This is a genomic window from Bacillus sp. FSL P4-0248 (genome assembly GCF_038593305.1).
Lineage (GTDB): Bacteria > Bacillota > Bacilli > Bacillales > Bacillaceae > Bacillus > Bacillus safensis.
Genome location: NZ_CP151983.1, coordinates 3349747 through 3367081, shown reverse-complemented (window position 1 = coordinate 3367081; position 17335 = coordinate 3349747). Strand labels below are relative to the sequence as shown.

Sequence of the window (17335 nt, the reverse complement as noted above, 5' to 3'; positions counted from 1 at the left end):
GAGGCGGGGAGCACTTTTTGTTATTCTGCCATTTTTTCGAGGTTGCCGTTCCGGTCCATTTTAAAGGTTGGTGCGGCACTATCGTCCTCTTCAAACAAAACTAGTTTTCTTGCACGGTTCATGATTTTCACGAGTGTTTCATAATCTTCTTGAATCGTGAGCTGATCCTTTTCAAGCTTCTTCACTTCAGCTTCTAGCTGCGAGACTTTATGAGAAAGCTCATTGTTTTCTCGTTTTAAGCGGCTGTTTTCCATACGTAAGGCAGTGGATTGCTGACCATCGCCTTCATAACGGCGTAAGAAATCAATGATATCGTCGATGGTTAATTCTTGATGCTGCCTAAATGGATTTGCTTCCGGTTTTTTCTCTGCGGTATGTGGGGCAGGAGAAGCCTGTGACAATAAATGTGATAAACTAGCTAACTCTTCATTGTAGCTTTGATCCACAAACTGAAGCTGTTCAGCAGTTTCAGCTGCTGGTGCAAATGTTTCTTCCTTTGCTGGCTCTAGTTCCTGTGAGAATTCCTCTTGAGTAACCGTTTCTTCTACTTGCGGCTGATAAAGTAATCGTTTTTTCGCAGGCTGGCCATTGCCAAGTGCGCGCATCCGTTGTTTTCGCTGTTTTTTGGCAAGTGCTAGCGCTTTTTCATATTGATGCCTGACGACAGCATTCCATCTAAATCCGCATGCCGCTGAGGTGCGGTTCAGCTTGTCTCCAACTTCTTCAAACGCATTTAGCTGCGTGCTGCCCTCTCTGACGTGACGTAAGACGGTTTCTGCCAGGAGGAGATCATTTTCCTCTGACCAAGCATCTTGTCTTTGTTTTGACATGTGTTTAAACCCCCATATGATTTGATGGTATTAGATTAGCCAAGTTCAAGAAGGTTTATACAAGTTTGCTAAAAGGATAGTGGAAAATACTAGCTTTTATGTAAGCACGGGATTGGGGCGGCAAAGCGTCTTGCAAGTCCAGGCGCTTCGATGTACAATATTGGGTGGTATATTATTCACGATTGGCTGTCCAACTGTTTCATATAGAATGAAGTATCATCATTGAAAGGAAGCGTAAGACCATGGCTAATGAGTTTCGCGTATGTGACGATTGTGATGCGACGAACCTAAAGACGTTATTGCCTCGACTCAAATCGGTTGACCCTGATGCAAAAATTGAGATCGGCTGTCAATCCTATTGTGGTCCAGGACGAAAAAAGGCTTTTGCGTTTGTGAACAATCGCCCATTATCCGCACCAACAGAAGATGAATTACTTGAAAAGGTTCAAAAAAAAGTCAAATAAATGTCACTGAATGTGTTCAGTCGACCTAAAAAGAGGTCCGTCCCTGTCAGGTCGGGCTTTTTACGTCCAAGCAACTTCTGAGAACACATTCACCAGCAAATTCAAGGATGTTTTCGGGAAAAGTTACCCGATATAATAGAAACACGTCTTAAAAAAAGAGGGACGAAACGATGGCGTATCCAAAAGGGAAATTATCTGAGGAAAAGGTATTTAAAGATCCTGTGCACCGTTATGTTCACGTAAGGGATGCATTAATATGGGATTTAATAGGAACAAGAGAGTTTCAGCGCCTGAGACGAATTAAACAGCTAGGAACTACTTATTTGACGTTTCATGGTGCAGAACACAGCCGATTCAATCATTCACTCGGTGTATACGAGATTGTGAGACGAATTGTGGATGATGTGTTTAAAGGGCGGCCTGAATGGGATGAAGGAGAGCGCGAGCTTGTACTTAGTGCTGCCTTGCTGCATGACCTCGGACATGGTCCATTTTCTCATTCCTTTGAAAAGGTCTTCCACTTAGACCATGAATCGTTTACAAGAGATATTATTTTAGGGCAGACGGAAGTCAATGAAGTGCTCCGCCGGGTGAGTGATGATTTCCCGAAGCATGTGGCTGAAGTCATTGCCAAAACGTATCAAAACAAACAGGTGGTCAGTTTGATCTCAAGTCAAATTGATGCCGACCGAATGGACTATTTGCAGCGTGATGCTTACTATACAGGCGTCAGCTACGGCCACTTTGATATGGAACGTATTTTACGTGTGATGCGCCCGAGAGAAGATCAGATTGTGATGAAGCAGAGCGGGATGCATGCGGTTGAAGATTATATTATGAGCCGCTATCAAATGTACTGGCAAGTCTATTTCCACCCAGTGACACGCAGTGCGGAGGTCATTTTAACGAAAATCCTTCATCGGGCAAAAGAGCTGCATGAAACGGGTTATATTTTTACACATGCCCCCGTTCACTTTTATTCAATCTTTGAGGGGAATGTCACCACAGAGGACTATATTAAGCTGGATGAATCCATTGTCTTATTTTATTTTCAGGCGTGGGAAGATGAAGAAGATCACGTGCTGGCTGATTTGTGCCGCCGTTTTATGAACCGCCGATTGTTCCAATATACAGAGTTTAATCCAAATGAAGAAATGACGAAATATTTCAAGCTGACCGCCTTGTTCAAGGAGGCAGGAATTGATCCTGACTATTATTTAGTGGTCGACTCTTCCTCTGACTTGCCCTATGACTTCTACAGACCAGGCGAGGAAGAAGAGAGGCTGCCAATCCACCTTTTGACGCAAAGCGGTCATATTAAAGAACTGTCGAGACAGTCAGATATTGTTGACGCCATTTCCGGTAAACGAAGAACCGATCATAAACTTTATTTCCCGATGGACTTAATTGTAGATATGTCGGAAAAAGCTGAAGAAAAAAAGGCGATCATGAAGCTGCTTGGTTTGGGATAAGGAAGTACTGAAAAAGGAGATGTCGGGAATTTGTTGAAAGAGCATGCAAAGTTGATGAAGGTATTCTCTGAATCAGGGGAAATCGTTGGACGGAAGAAGCTGCAAAAGATGATTTACATAGCAAAAAAGCTAGATTTGCCTTTTTACGAGAAATACGATTTTCATTTTTATGGCCCCTATTCAGAGGAGTTGACGCTCAGAATTGAAGAGCTGTGCAACCTTGGATTCTTGGACGAAATGAAGGAAAAAAAGGGCGGATACTATCAATATCGCTATTCGCTGACGGACAATGGGAAAGAGTTTCTCGATCAGTGTGAAGTGGACATGCCTGACCTCAAAGCGCTGACGCAGCAGATGAACGAGCAATCATCCCGTTTCCTAGAGCTTGTCTCAACGATTTTATATTTTGATAACCTGCCAGAAGATGAGGTGAAGGAAAAGGTCTTCACCATTAAAAGCAAGCAGCGCTATACGGACGAAGAATTTGAGGCGGCCCTTGCTTATATTGATCAGTTGAAGGAATTGAACTAACGAGAAGAACCAGTGTGTGATGGCTCATGGCTAGAACAGACTGGTTTTTATTTTGCGCAGAAACAAGCCGACCGCATGGATCGACTTGTATTTTATGAATGGTGATAAGAGAATCTCGCTAAAAATTGTTTTGTACGTTCTTCTTTCGTCTGTTCAAAGACTTCTTCCGGCGTACCTGATTCGACAATGACCCCATCCTCCATGAAAATGACCCTGTCGGCAATATCATAGGCAAAGTTCATCTCGTGGGTGACGATGATCATAGTGACACCGGTTTGGGCTACCTGTTTAATGACATCAAGCGTTTCTCCTACAAGTTCGGGATCTAATGCGGAGGTCGGTTCGTCGAACAAAATGACTTCTGGATTCAAAGCCAGTGCCCGTGCAATGCCGACTCGCTGCTGCTGTCCGCCAGATAATTGATGCGGATAGGCATCCTTTTTCTCCAGTAGTCCGACCTTTGTGAGTAATTGGAGAGCTGTGTCATAGGCTTGATCTTTCGGTTGTTTACGGGCAATGACTAATCCTTCCATGACGTTTTCAATTGCTGTTTTATGAAGAAATAGATCGTATTGCTGAAAGACCATGGCGGTTTTTCTGCGAAGTGCGAGAATGTCTTTAGGCCTTGCTTGATTGAACTTGACGGTCGTGTGATCAATGCTGATTTCTCCTTGATCCGCACGCTCAAGAAAATTCAAGCATCGCAGAAAGGTTGATTTCCCAGAACCGCTTGGACCTAAAATGACGACCACTTCGCCTCTTTCTATCGTTAAATCAATTCCTCTCAGAATCTGGTTTTTACCGAACGCTTTATGCACCTGTTTGATATCAATCATGCCAATCGTCTCCTTTTGTTTTTGTGTCCATATTTCTCGTATAAGGCTGTAATGGCTTCGATAGAGGCACACAGTGCCCAGTAAATCAGAGCAACGGCGATGTAGGCTTCAAGATAACGATAGTTCACATTGGCTTTGATTAAAGCGCCGTTTAAAATATCGACCACAGACACCATTGAGACGAGAGAAGAGGCTTTGATTAAGCTGATCAGCATGTTGTTCAAAAGGGGAAGGGCGATGGGAATGACTTGCGGTATAATGACCCTTCGTAAGATCTGTTTGCTGGTAAAACCAACGGATAGAGCAGCATCGAATTGCCCCTTTGGAATAGATGCAAGAGAGCTTCGAAATATTTCAGATAACCCGCTTACGGCATATAAAGTAAGGGCGAAAATGGCAATCCATCGTCTGTCCAAATCACTGAAACGAATCTGAAGAGAAAGAGATGCAGCCAAACGATCCAGCGAATCAGAAAAAAGAAGATAAGATACGAGCAGAATGAGGACAACAGGAATTGCTTTAAAAATAGCCACAAACCATTTGAACAATGGAGACAATACAGGCACCTGATAAAAACGGATAAGGGCAATACCAAATCCAAAGACAGAGCCAAATAATAGCGGGAGAAAGCCTAATAGCAGCGTCGTTGGCAAATAATGAAGTGCGGCTAAAAAGGCCTGCAGCATAAAGGCAACATCAAAATCCACTCAGATCGCTCCTTTCTTATGATGTAGTAAAGTCTCCGCCCAATATTTTCTTAGACAATTCAGCGAGCTTGCCGTTATCGATCAGTTTTTGTAATGCTTGATCAATGTCTTTTTGAAGTTTTGTATTGTTTTTTTGATATAGATAATATGTTTTAGATACGTTTACAGGCTTTCCAGAGGTGACTAGATTGGCATTAAATTGTTTGTTTAATTTGTTGACGTCATACTTTGTGAGCAATGCCGCATCGACTGTGCCATTTTGAAGGTTTTTGACGAGAATTTCATTCCCGCCATCTCCGTAGACAATGTCAATTTTCCGATCATGCTTTTTGTTATATTGCTCTAGAAGATAAGCGAAATTACTTCCTGTAGAGGTGTGCACTTTGTGTCCAGCCAAATCGTCAAGGCTTTGAAAATCATGACCGGATGCTTTATCAACAACCACATAGCTTGTATAATCTGTGTAGCCAACTTTTCCAAATAGATATTTCTTCTGGCGCTCATCATTGATTTCATATTGATGGGCAGCGAGATCTACTTTACCAGCATCTAAAGCGGGCAGAATATTTTTAAATTCGAAGGATTCATATTTAAACTTATATTGTGGAAGCAGCTGATCCACTTCATCTAATACAGCCTTCTCATAGCCTGTTAGTTGACCGTTTTCATCTAAGTAAACGAAAGGCTGATAAGCGTTCCCTGTGCCAACGATGATTTCTTTCGCATCTGGATCATTATTCGCTGCTTCTGCTTTGACTTCATTCGATTGTTCTGTATTTCCGCAGGCAGCAAGCAGCAATGAACCAAGTGTAAGCAGACCGATGATGTAATGTTTTTTGAATCGTTTGTTATTTTTCATGTGAAATCCTCCTCGTTTTACTTCGCACGCTTTTCGACAGTGAAGGCCGTTTCAGGTCTTTTTAAGGAAACGAATGTCGTCTGACGCTGTTTTCTCGTTTTCGGTGTATTGATCCGTTTTTCCAATAGATCAAACGCTTTTTCCAGCAGCATACTTAACATAATAAAAATGACGGCAGCAATAAAATATCCTTCTAATACGCGATAGTATAAAGCCCCTAATGTTTGGACCTTTCCTATAATATCCATCACGCCTAGTGTAAAGGCGAGGGAGGTGTTTTGTAATAAGTTCACAATGGCCACGCCGATATTCGGGAGCGCAATTCTTCCTGCTTGAGGAATGAGCGTTCTTCTATAAATCTGCCATTTCGTCAGCCCAATTGAGGCAGCCGCTTCATATTGAGATGCTGGGACACTTGATAAGGCTGATCGGAATATTTCTGAAAAGTAGGCAGCTGTATTGAGTCCATATGTAATATAAAGAAAGATCAATTTGTTCCACATGGAGATATCAAGGCCAATTGCTGCGAGCACACCTGGCAGACCATAAAAGACAATAAACATTTGAACCAGGATAGGCGTTCCGCGAATAAATGAGACATAGACTGCACTGAGTTGATGCAGGACAGGAATGCGCTCAATTCGAAAATAAGCAAGGATGAATCCAAGAAAGCTGCCAATCAAAGTGGCAAATAAAACAATCAGCAAGGTCGTCGGAAGGGCTGATAATACTTTAGGAAAAAGTGTGACCACATACTCCCATTTGAAAAACTCACCCACGTTGAATCACCTCCTATGTAGAAGTCGTTTCGACTTTTTCTTCTGCGGGTGGTGCCCCTAGAATGGCTGGATCAAAGCGTTCAGGGATAAGCACTTTATACATCAAAACACCTAAATCTCCATTTTCAGCCTCGCGTTCAATATATTTTGTATATCCTTTTCGTTCGTACATCTCTAAAAGCCAAGGGTGTTTCCGGCCAGAAGTGCCTAGTGTATAAGCAGGCGCTTTATATGTCTGCCGGAGCAAGGTGTTTTCTACATAATCGAGCAGCTTATTTCCAATCCCTTGACCGGCTAAATCAGGAGCTGTCGCAAACCACCAGACAAATGGATAGCCTGAGACCGGCTCAGTGCTCTCCCAAGGAAAACGTATGGTGATGGTGGATATGAGCCGTCCGTCTCGTTCTAATACAACGGCAGCGGACTTTGTAATGTTTTCTGTGACCATTTCAAGTGTGGCGTTCGTGGATGGCCAATCGATGCCCATTTCCCCAAGCGGTTTAAATGCACTGGACAGCAATTCTAAAAAAGCTGGCGCATCTTCTTCGGTAGCGATGCGAAAAATATCTCGACTCATGACAAACCTCCATTCAAAATGTAATGTCAGATTAATGCTTTTTTTAAAGTCTCGATATCTGGATTCAGCAATGCTTGATACACGTGGGGATCATGACTGATCTCAACTACAGGCACATAGCGGACACCGTATTTTGCTTCTAAAATGTTTCTGTAATCATCATGTTCTGTGACATCAATCGTTGAAAAAGGGATCTGCTGATCGTTGAAGTAGGATTGAATGTCCTTGCAATAACTGCATCCATTTTTGCTCCATAATATGATTTTTTGATTGTTTGACATTAGACGTTCACCTCTTGATTGATTGGTTTTTGGTTTGTTTGTTCTTGATCAAGTGCTTCTTTTAATAAAGTGATAGACGTGATCCTTTCATCAATATTTACGATCGGCGACAGCACGATGAATTCATTGATATCGTATGATTCGGCTAGCTCAGTCAGCCTGTGATGAACGGTTTCTTTTGTGCCAGCGGTATAGCCGGTTTTTTGTACGTGAATGTTGTACTGTTCCTTCTCCGTTTCTTTCACCAGTTTTTCTGCATCCTCTAACGATGTGACATTCAGCTTTCTTCCATCGGAAAAGGAGACCTTTACTGTTTCCTTTTGTTTGATATGTGAGAGTGCTTGTTCGGGATCATCGGCTACAGAAACGGTGATGGCAAGAAGGAATTGCTGGCGGGAGCCCGCTTTCTGATATGTTTGGAAGGTCTCTCTTGCTTCTTTTAATAAGGCTTCATCTCCATTAATAAAAAAGGCAAAGACAAAGGAGATACCAAGTTTTGCTGCAAATTCAGCGCTCTCTATACTTCCCCCTAAAAGGAATATGTCAGGTGATAAACGAGGGATGGGCTGAGCATTCAATTCATTTGTGTGTTCCGTCAGATAAGTTTTGAGATCCACTAATTTTTGAGAAAAATCCTTCCGTGACGCCTGATAATCTTCCTGAAGAGCTTGTGTCGACAGGTTCAGTCCTCCCGGTGCTTTCCCAACACCTAAATCGACTCTTCCAGGGGCTAATGATGCTAGGACATGAAATGTTTCAGCCACCTTGAACGGACTGTAATGCTGAAGCATGACACCGCCAGACCCAATTCGTATGTTGTTTGTTTTTGCTAAGAGATAGCCGGCAAGAGCTTCAGGGGAAGAACCTGCTACTTGAGGGTTATTGTGATGTTCAGACACCCAAAACCTGTGATAGCCAAGCTGATCCGCTGCTTCAGCCAATCTGACAGTATGCTGAATGCCCGTCTCTGCGTTCTCGTTTTCACCGACAAGGCTTTGATCAAGAATACTAAGGGTGAACGACATTGGCTGTTCCTCCTATCAGACTTTGATATTGAGATAATGCGAGGTTTAACCTGTTTGTGGCATCTGAATCAAGTAAGTAATCACCTGACTCCTGCTTTGTGACCTGTTGATCCACGACATACACGCCAGATTGCACAACCGTTGCACCAAGTTGATGAATAATCGGTTTAAGAGCATATTCAATGACGAGCAGGTGGCCGTAGGTTCCTCCTAAAACAAACGGAAGGACGGGTTTTCCTTGTAACGCTTTCTGTGGAAGTAAATCTAAAAACGTTTTTAAAATACCGGAAAATGACGCTTTGTAGACAGGAGTTAACACAATGACACCGTCACTCTCATTCACAAGTTCAATGGCCTTGACAACCTCTTCGTTTGAAAAGTCCGCACGTATTAGTGCGCTGCTAGGCAGCTGGTGAACTTGAATGATACGTACATCGATTCCATTGATCGTTAAATGCTGCTGAACATGATGCAAAACACCGGTTAATCGAGATTGGACGGAATGTCCGCCTGCTATAATCGTTACTTTCGTCAATTCGTCTCCTCCATTTCACATAATTCCTTCTAAACAACTTGGAATAGTTGATAATATAAATTATAATAAGGCAAACCAATTGAAAAGTATAATTAGTAATCATAAATACACGATTCAGTTATTTAAAATATAGAGAAAAGAGGGGTTTTATGGAGATTCGTGCGATCCGCACCTTTGCTACCATTGTGAAATATGGGAATTTTTTAAAAGCAGCAGAAGCACTGAATTATTCTCAGCCAACCATTACCTTGCACATCAAGCATTTAGAAGAGGAAATTGGAGAGAAGCTTCTAGAGAGAGGGAAGACCTTAAAGTTAACAGCTTCAGGACAGCTTTTTTATGAAAGAGCCAATTCTTTACTCAATGAATATGAGAAACTGACGAAAACGCTTCAAGATTTAGAAGTGGGCATTGCGGGATTCATTCGCATCGGTGTTTCTGAGCCTACTGCCAGTTTAGAATTCCCGGCGCTCCTTGCAGAATTCAAGGAAAGGTTTCCGAATGTAGAATTTTCGGTACAAGTAGCAGATGCGAATACCCTGAGTTCCTTGCTTTCCCATGATGAGATTGATTTTGCGATTTGCGGTGCACCAGAAGCTTCGATGGAAAATAGCTATAAGCCGCTTTTTCAAGATGATATTGTCCTGCTGGTTCCGTCCTCCCATCGATTGGCGGAAAAAGATGTCGTAGAGGTAACTGATTTAGAAAATGAGACTATACTATTCACACCTCACAATTGCCCCATCCGTATCCAAATTGAACAACAAATCGTCGATGTCATTGGGACAAATTACAAGAAATTAGAGATTACTAGCAGCATGTCCCATAAACACTATGTTCAGGCGGGCTTAGGAGTATCTCTGTTTACACGAACGGCTCATTCTTTTACACTCCCCGGTACGAAGGTATTAGAAATAAAGGGCATTCAAGTTTCCCCGCCAGTTGGTCTATTGAGGAAAACAAATGATACGCCTGGAAGAGCTGTGCTCCAGTTTATTGATCTCATTGAAAGTCGATTGCACCAGCACACCAACCATCATAAAAAGAGGGGTTAGCCTTTATGCTAGCCCCTCTTTTAAATTTATTTTACTGTTTGTTTCAGAAACTGATTCTTCTTCATCGGCAGACCTAAGTTTTCGCGAAGGGTATGAGCTGGATAATTTGGGTCGTAATATCCTCTTTCGACTAATATCGGAATGACGTGCTCCGTCCATTCGGATAAACCGCTTGCTAAAATTGGAGCGCCAAAAATAAATCCATCTGCGGCGTCCTCTTCGATCCATTGAATTAATTTGTCAGCTACTTGTTCGTAAGTGCCGAAAAAAGCACTTTTTGGTGTGGTCACTTGTAAAGCGACTTCTCTTAAGGTCAGGTTTTGATCTTTGGCCATTTTCTTAATGGACTCTGTTGTGGATTGGAAGCTGTTTGACCCAGCGTCACCTATATCTGGAAAAGGTTCATCAAGCGGGAATTGACTGAAGTCCAAATGGTCAAAGAATCGGCCGAGATAATGCAGAGCTTCTTCAATAGAGACTAGATGTTTAATGGCTTCATATTTTTCTTCAGCTTCTTCGACTGTTTTTCCTGTAATCGGGTGGATGCCAGGGAATATTTTGATCTCGGATGGTTTTCTTCCAAGCGCTGCCGCTCTATTTTTCACGTCGCGGTAATAGGCTTTTGCCTTTTCAAGTGAATCGGCATTTGTAAATACAGCGTCTGCTTCTTTTGCAGCTAGGTCTTTTCCTGCTTCTGAAGCGCCTGCTTGGAAAATCACGGGCTGCCCTTGTTCAGAGCGCTCAATATTTAAAGGACCTTTGACAGAAAAGTGTTTGCCATGATGGTTTAAGGTGTGCAATTTATCTCGGTCGAAGAAGACACCTGTTGATCGATCTCTTACAAAAGCATCTTCTTCCCATGAGCTCCAAAGCCCGTTCACTACATGTAAATACTCTTCTGCAATTTCATATCGAAGTGAGTGGCTAGGATGCGAACGGATGATGTGATTCTCAGCAGAGCCCTCTAATGGGGAAGTCACAACATTCCAGCCTGCCCGGCCTTTACTTAATTTGTCCAAGGAAGCAAATTGCCTGGCAATGGTAAAGGGCTCACTGTATGAAGTGGATACAGTACCCACAAGTCCAATCTGTTTCGTGACTGTGGCAAGTGCAGATAAGATGGTTAATGGTTCAAATCGGTTTAAGAAATGAGGAATCGAATGTTCATGAATATATAAGCCATCTGCCACAAAGACAAAACGGAAACCCGCTGATTCCGCTTTTTTGGTCATCTCTTGATAATAATCAATGTTAACACTTGCATCTGCTGGCACCGATTCATCCTTCCATGCATTCATGTGACCTCCTGGGCCATGTAACATTAATCCAAATTGTATGTGCTTTTTTCCAGACATGCCGATCGTCCCTTCCGTTTTGAGGTAGCAATGTTTTATGTTCTTCATCATAAGGCAGAACCGCAGAGAAGTATAATTGGTATCAGTAAAGTGTGACTTTATCTTTTCTAATATCATTTTTTGTTTCTTTCAGATGTGACATTAGGTCCATGATATTATTTCTTAAAAACATGAGTGTTTCCTAATAAATGACCCAGACCAAAAGCGCTATTTTTCGATGAAATGTGTGTCAAAATATCCGAAAAATTAGTGAAAATGACGTAATTCGACTTTCTTCCTGTGCATCTAATTCCCTGTTTTTGACTGAATAGAAGGAAAATGGTGAATTTTCAGTGAATATATAACCTTGTGAAAAACAAAGGAGGGATAGGAATGAAAAAGCGTTCAGTCTTTTTGTCATTTTTATTGGTAGGTAGTTTGTTACCGGGGGTAAGTTCAGCTTCAGCACCAGTAGCGAGTGCAGGTCATGGGCATGATCATGGTCATGCGCCGTTCGAAACCCATATTAGTGAGGGGTTGCCAAAAGCAAAGGATTTTAAAGATTTGACGACAGCACCTCCAATTGAACGAGATGTGACAACAAAGGTATTAGATGAGTCTGGTAAGCAGGTAGGCTCAAGAACCTTTAAGGCCAATACAGGAGATTCAATTTCAACAAAGGCAAGCACAGGCAGTCAGAAGGTCACTGTCTATGCGGTTGCTGATGCGCAGTATCGTGCGAAATATAGTGACTGGCAAACACGGATTGTCAGCATCATTGAGCAAGCAGATGTCACGTTTAACCGTGATCATGATGTGGACTTTGTCGTACAAGCAGTAGGATCATGGACGTCTTCGGGTTCAAATGCAGAGCAAATTTTGTCTAACCTTGCGCGCAGCTTTGATGGCAGAGGATATGACTTTGTCACTGGATTTACAGCAAATCCAAACTTTGATGCTGGCGGAATCGCTTATGTCTACAATAGTGCACCAAGCGGAAGTGCATTCGCCGTTAACCTTGATCAAGGAACAGCGAACACTGCAAAAGCGGCTACGCATGAATACGGTCATAACTTTGGCTTACCGCACGACCCGCAAGGAAGCGGCATTGTCTGCCTAATGAATTATGATTATTCCTACACAGTCGATTTCTTCGATGCGGCTCATAAAAATCAAGTGAACCGTAATAAAGCGTGGTACAGATAAGAATGCAGACAAAAGGACAAACACATTGAGTGTTTGTCCTTTTTATATGCTTACAGATCGCTGATGCGCTTTCCTGCTACGGCATAGTGTTCTTTTTTCATTTCTTCAATAATAACAGAGACTTTTTCTGCACCTGCGCCTGTTGTTTCTACAACGGCATTAGTGACTTTCTCCACAAGAGCTCTTTTCTGCTCGTCTGTTCTTCCTTCAAGCATTTGAACGGTGACAATCGGCATGGCGAAAACCTCCTTTTTCCTTTAATGCTACGCTTCCCTTTAGTTTAAGGGACTTCTTATAGTATACTGAATGAAGTAAATCATTGTATAGAAAGAAAGAGGGATTCATGCCTTTGAACCAATTTCTTGTTTATCCATTAGAACTTATTCCATATGTCGCCATTACGCTTGTTGTTGCATTTACGATGCACGAGCTGGCGCATGCATATGTTGCGTACCGATTCGGAGACCCGACGGCTAAGAATCAAGGGAGACTGACGTTAAATCCACTGAAGCATCTCGATATTTTCGGGACGATTTTGATCTTTGTGGCCGGGTTTGGCTGGGCGAGACCTGTACCGGTGAATCGTTACCATTTTAAAAAACCGCGCTTAGCAGGGATTTGTGTCTCCATTGCTGGGCCATTAAGTAACTTGGTGCTGGCGTTTTTGGGCTTTTTTGTGTATGTGCTTCTTCAGAAATTTGGCGGGGAGTGGATTATGCGCTTTGAGCCGGGAGTCGATAATTTCTTTTTAATCTTTATTAACTTAAACGTCATCTTGTTCCTATTTAACTTATTACCACTTCCGCCGCTGGATGGGTATCGGATTATTGAGGACGTCGTCAGCCCCCGTATCCGGGCGAAAATGACGCAATTTGAACAATATGGGATCATTATTTTTCTCATATTCGTGATCACACCGCTGGGACAGTTTGTGTTTGGTCCATTGATCGGAATGCGGGATCAAATCATACACTGGTTTAATCTTATTTTGAAGCCGCTGCTTTAGGAGGTTTAATAAATGGAAGGTAAAAAGAAAAAACCAATTGGTTTTAACATCATTAAAAAAACAGATGCAACCGACGGACATGGAGGCTTTGGGGCAGGTGCACTCAGCCTTGATAATATCTCGCCAGTCATCATTGATGTAGAGGAAAAGGAAGCTGTCATTGATATTGGTGCCATGCATGCAAGAAGTGCCGTCGAAAAAGGAATTAAATTTTTGAAAACAAAAGAAGAGGTGCCGAACGGAAAACCGTATTGGCTTGTATGGGTGACGATTGACCGCAGAGAAGAAGGGCCTTATTATGCAGGTGTGACGGCTTGTGAAATGACCGTTGACCGTTCGATCCGCCGCGGGTATAAGTCACTTCCAGAGCATGTGAATTTAATGGATAAATCGATGAAGCGAAAAATTGTCGTTAGTCATATGGATGACGTATCCAAAAAGGTGCTGGCTGATTTCTTAAAAGGTCATAATCAAGCGCTATGGGACGCATCAACAGATGAATTAAAAGAAGGATTGGCTGTCCCTGAATAATTGTGAAATTTTTGTGAAGATTGGCGGATGGCTACCAATTCTCTCCGGTTTTTGAGTAAACTGGTGTTAAAGCTAGGACATGGAGAATCCCGAGATGCAGATCTCGGGGTTTTTCATGCCTTTTTTAACGTTTCAGCCACTTTTCCCACCATTTCTTTGGCTTTTGATCCTGAACTGGTTCCTGCTCAGAGGCTTTGTCCTCAGCACCATAGCAGACACCTGTCGGCTCCGTTCCTTCTATAAAATAGGTGAATACCTTTGATTCACATCCTGGACCTGCGAGGTCGCCGGTTTTTGGATTAATATATACCCCTTTGACACCGTCTGGCGGCATGAAGGAAGAGGCTGGCTGCTTCGAGAGAGCTGATTCCATAAAGGAAGCCCATATTTTTTTCGCATAGGCCGTTTCTTCGACTGAGTCAATGGTGCGGCCTTTATCATAGCCTGTCCATACACCTGTGACGAGCTGGGGAGAGAAGCCGATCATCCAGCTGTCGGCGCCTGTAGTCCCAGACTTTCCTCCGTATGTTCTTGTAAGGTCCTTTATAATGGTGCGGCCAGTGACACTTGTATAGCCGTTTAATTGATCATTGAACATGCCTGACATCATGTCGGTGGTGACAAATGCAGCTTTTTCATCGAGGGTTTGTTCTCGTTTTTGTTTCTCTTCAAAAAGCACATTACCTTTTGCGTCGGTTACTTTCGTAATAAAGGTTGGTTTGACGCGTTTTCCGCCATTGACCAGCATGGCGTAAGCATTGGTCATTTCAATGGGTTTCACAGGGGACGTGCCCAGGGCAAGAGAGGGTACTTGATCTAGTTTCTCCTTGATTCCAAATGTCTTGCCAGCACGTACAAGCTGTTCCATTCCTAAAAATAGATGGGTCTTTACAGCGTAAATATTATCAGACAGTGCTAAAGCTTGAAGCATTGTAATGCCGTCATTGGCGTAATAGCCGTGATAATTGCTTGGTGAATAAGCGGCATCGCTGCCTTGATCATCCAGTTCAAACACCGTTTCCTCACTGCGCATGACGGTTGCGGGTGTAAACCCGTTTTGCAAGGCAATGTAATAAAGAAGGGGTTTCATGGTTGAACCGGGCTGCCTTTTTGCTTGTGTCACCCGATTGAATGGACTTTTCTCATAATCTCTCCCGCCTATGAGGGCAAGTACATGCCCTGTTTGAGGATGGATGGCGGCAAAGCCGATTTGGATTTCCGATTTGGAATTCATCTCGTTTTTTAGTGTCTTTTCTGCGATTTTCTGTAATTCTGGATTGAGAGTCGTTTGGATATGAAGCCCATAGGTTTCAATCTGTTCCTCAGTTAACCCCAAACTTTGTTTCAACTCTCGAATCACATCGTCATAAAAATACGGGGCTTGCTTTGCTTGCAGCTGCTTCTTTTGCAAAGGGCGATAGGACAGCTTTTCTTTCGCAGCGTCATCGGCTGCTTTTTTCGTAATCATGCCATCCTCGTGCATTTGTCTCAAAATCATATTCTTTCTTGCGCCGGCTTTCTCCTCATTCACATAAGGGGAATAGAGAGAAGGCCCCTTTGGGATACCGGCAAGCAGGGCAGATTCAGCGAGGGTTAAGTTCTTTGCTTTTTTCCCGAAATACAGACGGGACGCTGCTTCCACACCGTACGCTCCGTGACCATAATAAATGGTGTTCAAGTATCCTTCTAAAATCTCATCTTTTGTATAGTTTTGTTCTAAACGAATCGTGTAAAAGGCTTCATTCCACTTCCGTTTCCACGTTTTATCATGATCTAAATAAAGGTTTCGTGCATATTGCTGGGTGATCGTGCTGGCACCTTGCACCTTAGCCATGGCACGAATATCGGCCACCGCAGCACCTGCCATCCGTTTCACATCAAAGCCATGATGCTCATAAAAGGTTTTATCTTCAACAGCGACAACTGCCTGTCTGATATGAGGAGACATCTCCTTTAATGGCACCCAATATCTCTTTTCTCCAAAGCTGGATTCTCCAAGCTTTGAGCCATCGGCTGCATAAATGGTTGTGGATTGGGGAACTTGAACAGAAGGGGCACCTTGCCATTTAGCTATTAATAGAATCGTCAAAAAGACGGTACCTGCAAATAGAAAAGCGAGCAAGCCGATAAAAAAACAGGCTCGAATCGTTTTCACGGTCATGCGGATTTTTTTATTACTCATGATTGTGTCCATGCAAAGCCCCCATTTTGACGGTTTTTTATCAGTATGGAACAAAGAAAACCGTTTTAAACAAGCGATTGCTGGAGCGCTTTAAAAAATGAAGAGAACTCATGCGGTTCTTTACAATTTGATATGAATCCACTATACTTTTTTCTTGGACAATCGATATAGTCAAAGCCCATAAAAGGCGCTAACAATAGATGTTTGTTTATTATTGGATGAGAGGAAGATGAACAATGAGCGAACTTTGGTATACAGAGAAGCAAACGAAGAATTTTGGTATTACATTGAAGGTGAACAAAACCCTTCACACAGAACAAACAGACTTTCAGCATTTAGAAATGGTGGAAACAGAAGAGTTTGGCAATATGCTGTTTTTAGACGGCATGGTGATGACGTCTGAGAAAGATGAGTTTGTATACCACGAAATGGTGGCACATGTTCCTCTTTTCACTCATCCAAACCCGGAAAATGTTCTTGTTGTAGGTGGAGGAGACGGCGGTGTCATTCGTGAGATCCTCAAACACCCAAGTGTGAAAAAAGCGACACTTGTTGATATTGACGGAAAGGTCATCGAATACTCGAAGAAATTCCTTCCTTCTATCGCTGGGAAACTAGACGATCCTCGTGTAGATGTGAAAGTAGGAGACGGTTTTATGCACATTGCTGAAGCTGACAACGAGTATGATGTGATTATGGTTGACTCTACTGAGCCTGTTGGACCAGCTGTGAACCTGTTCTCTAAAGGATTTTACGCAGGAATCGCAAAAGCACTGAAAGAAGACGGTATTTTCGTTGCACAAACGGACAACCCTTGGTTCACACCTGAGCTGATTACAAATGTACAGCGTGATGTAAAAGAAATTTTCCCAATTACAAAGCTTTACACAGCGAATATTCCAACGTATCCAAGCGGTCTTTGGACATTCACCATCGGTTCTAAAAAATATGATCCACTTGCTGTAGAAGACAGCCGTTTCTTTGATATTGAGACGAAATATTACACAAAAGAATTGCACAAAGCGGCATTCGTTCTGCCGAAATTTGTGAGCGACTTAATTAAATAAATCAAGCGAAATGGACATGCGCAAATGACGGTTTGCGCATTTTTTGAAGCGTAAAAGG

Annotated in this window: 20 protein-coding genes; 8 read left to right on the top strand and 12 right to left on the bottom strand. The window is 42.6% G+C overall.

Annotated elements, in window-relative coordinates; all coding sequences use genetic code 11:
• Positions 1 to 20 precede the first annotated feature (20 nt).
• Positions 21 to 830, bottom strand: a complete 810-nt coding sequence (locus tag NST65_RS17350) for an RsfA family transcriptional regulator (protein WP_081124994.1) — start codon at positions 828 to 830, stop codon at positions 21 to 23.
• 242 nt (positions 831 to 1072) lie between these two features.
• On the opposite strand from NST65_RS17350, the gene NST65_RS17345 reads away from it, so the two are divergent.
• The 3 genes from NST65_RS17345 (at position 1073) to NST65_RS17335 (ending at position 3297) form a co-directional block, all read left to right on the top strand.
• Entirely contained in the window at positions 1073 to 1294 is a 222-nt protein-coding gene (locus NST65_RS17345) for a DUF1450 domain-containing protein (RefSeq protein ID WP_003215259.1), read from the top strand.
• 170 nt (positions 1295 to 1464) lie between these two features.
• Positions 1465 to 2766: an HD domain-containing protein gene (locus tag NST65_RS17340; RefSeq protein ID WP_007497716.1), complete on the top strand. Its 1302-nt coding sequence runs from the start codon at positions 1465 to 1467 to the stop codon at positions 2764 to 2766.
• A gap of 30 nt (positions 2767 to 2796) precedes the next feature.
• Positions 2797 to 3297, top strand: a complete 501-nt coding sequence (locus tag NST65_RS17335) for a YwgA family protein (protein WP_024426378.1) — start codon at positions 2797 to 2799, stop codon at positions 3295 to 3297.
• A gap of 92 nt (positions 3298 to 3389) precedes the next feature.
• Here the strand turns inward: NST65_RS17335 and NST65_RS17330 are convergent, their stop codons facing one another.
• The 8 genes from NST65_RS17330 to ssuE are packed head-to-tail and all read right to left on the bottom strand — an operon-like array spanning position 3390 to position 8896.
• Positions 3390 to 4133, bottom strand: coding sequence for an amino acid ABC transporter ATP-binding protein (locus NST65_RS17330; RefSeq protein WP_111926888.1), 744 nt, complete (start codon positions 4131 to 4133; stop codon positions 3390 to 3392).
• A complete protein-coding gene (locus NST65_RS17325) occupies positions 4130 to 4840 on the bottom strand; it encodes an ABC transporter permease subunit (RefSeq protein WP_041115492.1) in 711 nt (236 codons plus the stop codon). Before NST65_RS17325 ends, NST65_RS17330 begins: the two co-directional genes overlap by 4 nt.
• Positions 4841 to 4856: 16 nt before the next feature.
• Entirely contained in the window at positions 4857 to 5699 is an 843-nt protein-coding gene (locus tag NST65_RS17320) for a transporter substrate-binding domain-containing protein (RefSeq protein WP_024426375.1), read from the bottom strand.
• Positions 5700 to 5716: 17 nt separating this feature from the next.
• Positions 5717 to 6478 (bottom strand): amino acid ABC transporter permease, encoded by a 762-nt coding sequence (locus NST65_RS17315; RefSeq protein WP_024426374.1) that lies wholly within the window; start codon positions 6476 to 6478, stop codon positions 5717 to 5719.
• 13 nt (positions 6479 to 6491) lie between these two features.
• Positions 6492 to 7055, bottom strand: a complete 564-nt coding sequence (locus NST65_RS17310) for a GNAT family N-acetyltransferase (protein WP_039182213.1) — start codon at positions 7053 to 7055, stop codon at positions 6492 to 6494.
• 26 nt (positions 7056 to 7081) lie between these two features.
• Positions 7082 to 7336, bottom strand: a complete 255-nt coding sequence (locus NST65_RS17305) for a glutaredoxin family protein (RefSeq protein ID WP_025093857.1) — start codon at positions 7334 to 7336, stop codon at positions 7082 to 7084.
• The gene (locus NST65_RS17300; RefSeq protein ID WP_111926886.1) at positions 7336 to 8361 is read right to left on the bottom strand and encodes an LLM class flavin-dependent oxidoreductase; all 1026 of its coding nucleotides are present in this window, start codon (positions 8359 to 8361) and stop codon (positions 7336 to 7338) included. Before NST65_RS17300 ends, NST65_RS17305 begins: the two co-directional genes overlap by 1 nt.
• The gene (ssuE, locus tag NST65_RS17295) at positions 8345 to 8896 is read right to left on the bottom strand and encodes an NADPH-dependent FMN reductase (RefSeq protein ID WP_034621840.1); all 552 of its coding nucleotides are present in this window, start codon (positions 8894 to 8896) and stop codon (positions 8345 to 8347) included. Before ssuE ends, NST65_RS17300 begins: the two co-directional genes overlap by 17 nt.
• A gap of 149 nt (positions 8897 to 9045) precedes the next feature.
• On the opposite strand from ssuE, the gene NST65_RS17290 reads away from it, so the two are divergent.
• Positions 9046 to 9951, top strand: a complete 906-nt coding sequence (locus NST65_RS17290; RefSeq protein WP_111926884.1) for a LysR family transcriptional regulator — start codon at positions 9046 to 9048, stop codon at positions 9949 to 9951.
• Between the two features lie 26 nt (positions 9952 to 9977).
• Here NST65_RS17290 and NST65_RS17285 read toward each other — a convergent pair whose 3' ends face one another.
• A complete protein-coding gene (locus tag NST65_RS17285) occupies positions 9978 to 11306 on the bottom strand; it encodes an LLM class flavin-dependent oxidoreductase (protein WP_111926882.1) in 1329 nt (442 codons plus the stop codon).
• Positions 11307 to 11678: 372 nt separating this feature from the next.
• Between NST65_RS17285 and NST65_RS17280 the strand changes: the two genes are divergently transcribed.
• Positions 11679 to 12491: a zinc-dependent metalloprotease gene (locus NST65_RS17280; RefSeq protein WP_024423771.1), complete on the top strand. Its 813-nt coding sequence runs from the start codon at positions 11679 to 11681 to the stop codon at positions 12489 to 12491.
• Positions 12492 to 12541: 50 nt separating this feature from the next.
• Here NST65_RS17280 and NST65_RS17275 read toward each other — a convergent pair whose 3' ends face one another.
• The gene (locus NST65_RS17275; RefSeq protein ID WP_111926880.1) at positions 12542 to 12727 is read right to left on the bottom strand and encodes a 2-hydroxymuconate tautomerase; all 186 of its coding nucleotides are present in this window, start codon (positions 12725 to 12727) and stop codon (positions 12542 to 12544) included.
• 113 nt (positions 12728 to 12840) lie between these two features.
• Between NST65_RS17275 and NST65_RS17270 the strand changes: the two genes are divergently transcribed.
• Positions 12841 to 13497 (top strand): site-2 protease family protein, encoded by a 657-nt coding sequence (locus NST65_RS17270; protein WP_258521768.1) that lies wholly within the window; start codon positions 12841 to 12843, stop codon positions 13495 to 13497.
• A 12-nt stretch (positions 13498 to 13509) separates the two neighbouring features.
• Positions 13510 to 14028, top strand: coding sequence for a YwhD family protein (locus NST65_RS17265; RefSeq protein ID WP_024423769.1), 519 nt, complete (start codon positions 13510 to 13512; stop codon positions 14026 to 14028).
• 124 nt (positions 14029 to 14152) lie between these two features.
• Here NST65_RS17265 and NST65_RS17260 read toward each other — a convergent pair whose 3' ends face one another.
• Positions 14153 to 16222, bottom strand: coding sequence for a transglycosylase domain-containing protein (locus NST65_RS17260; protein ID WP_111926876.1), 2070 nt, complete (start codon positions 16220 to 16222; stop codon positions 14153 to 14155).
• A gap of 224 nt (positions 16223 to 16446) precedes the next feature.
• On the opposite strand from NST65_RS17260, the gene speE reads away from it, so the two are divergent.
• Complete coding sequence (speE, locus tag NST65_RS17255) at positions 16447 to 17277, top strand: spermidine synthase (RefSeq protein WP_025093862.1); 831 nt, start codon at positions 16447 to 16449, stop codon at positions 17275 to 17277.
• Positions 17278 to 17335 lie beyond the last annotated feature (58 nt).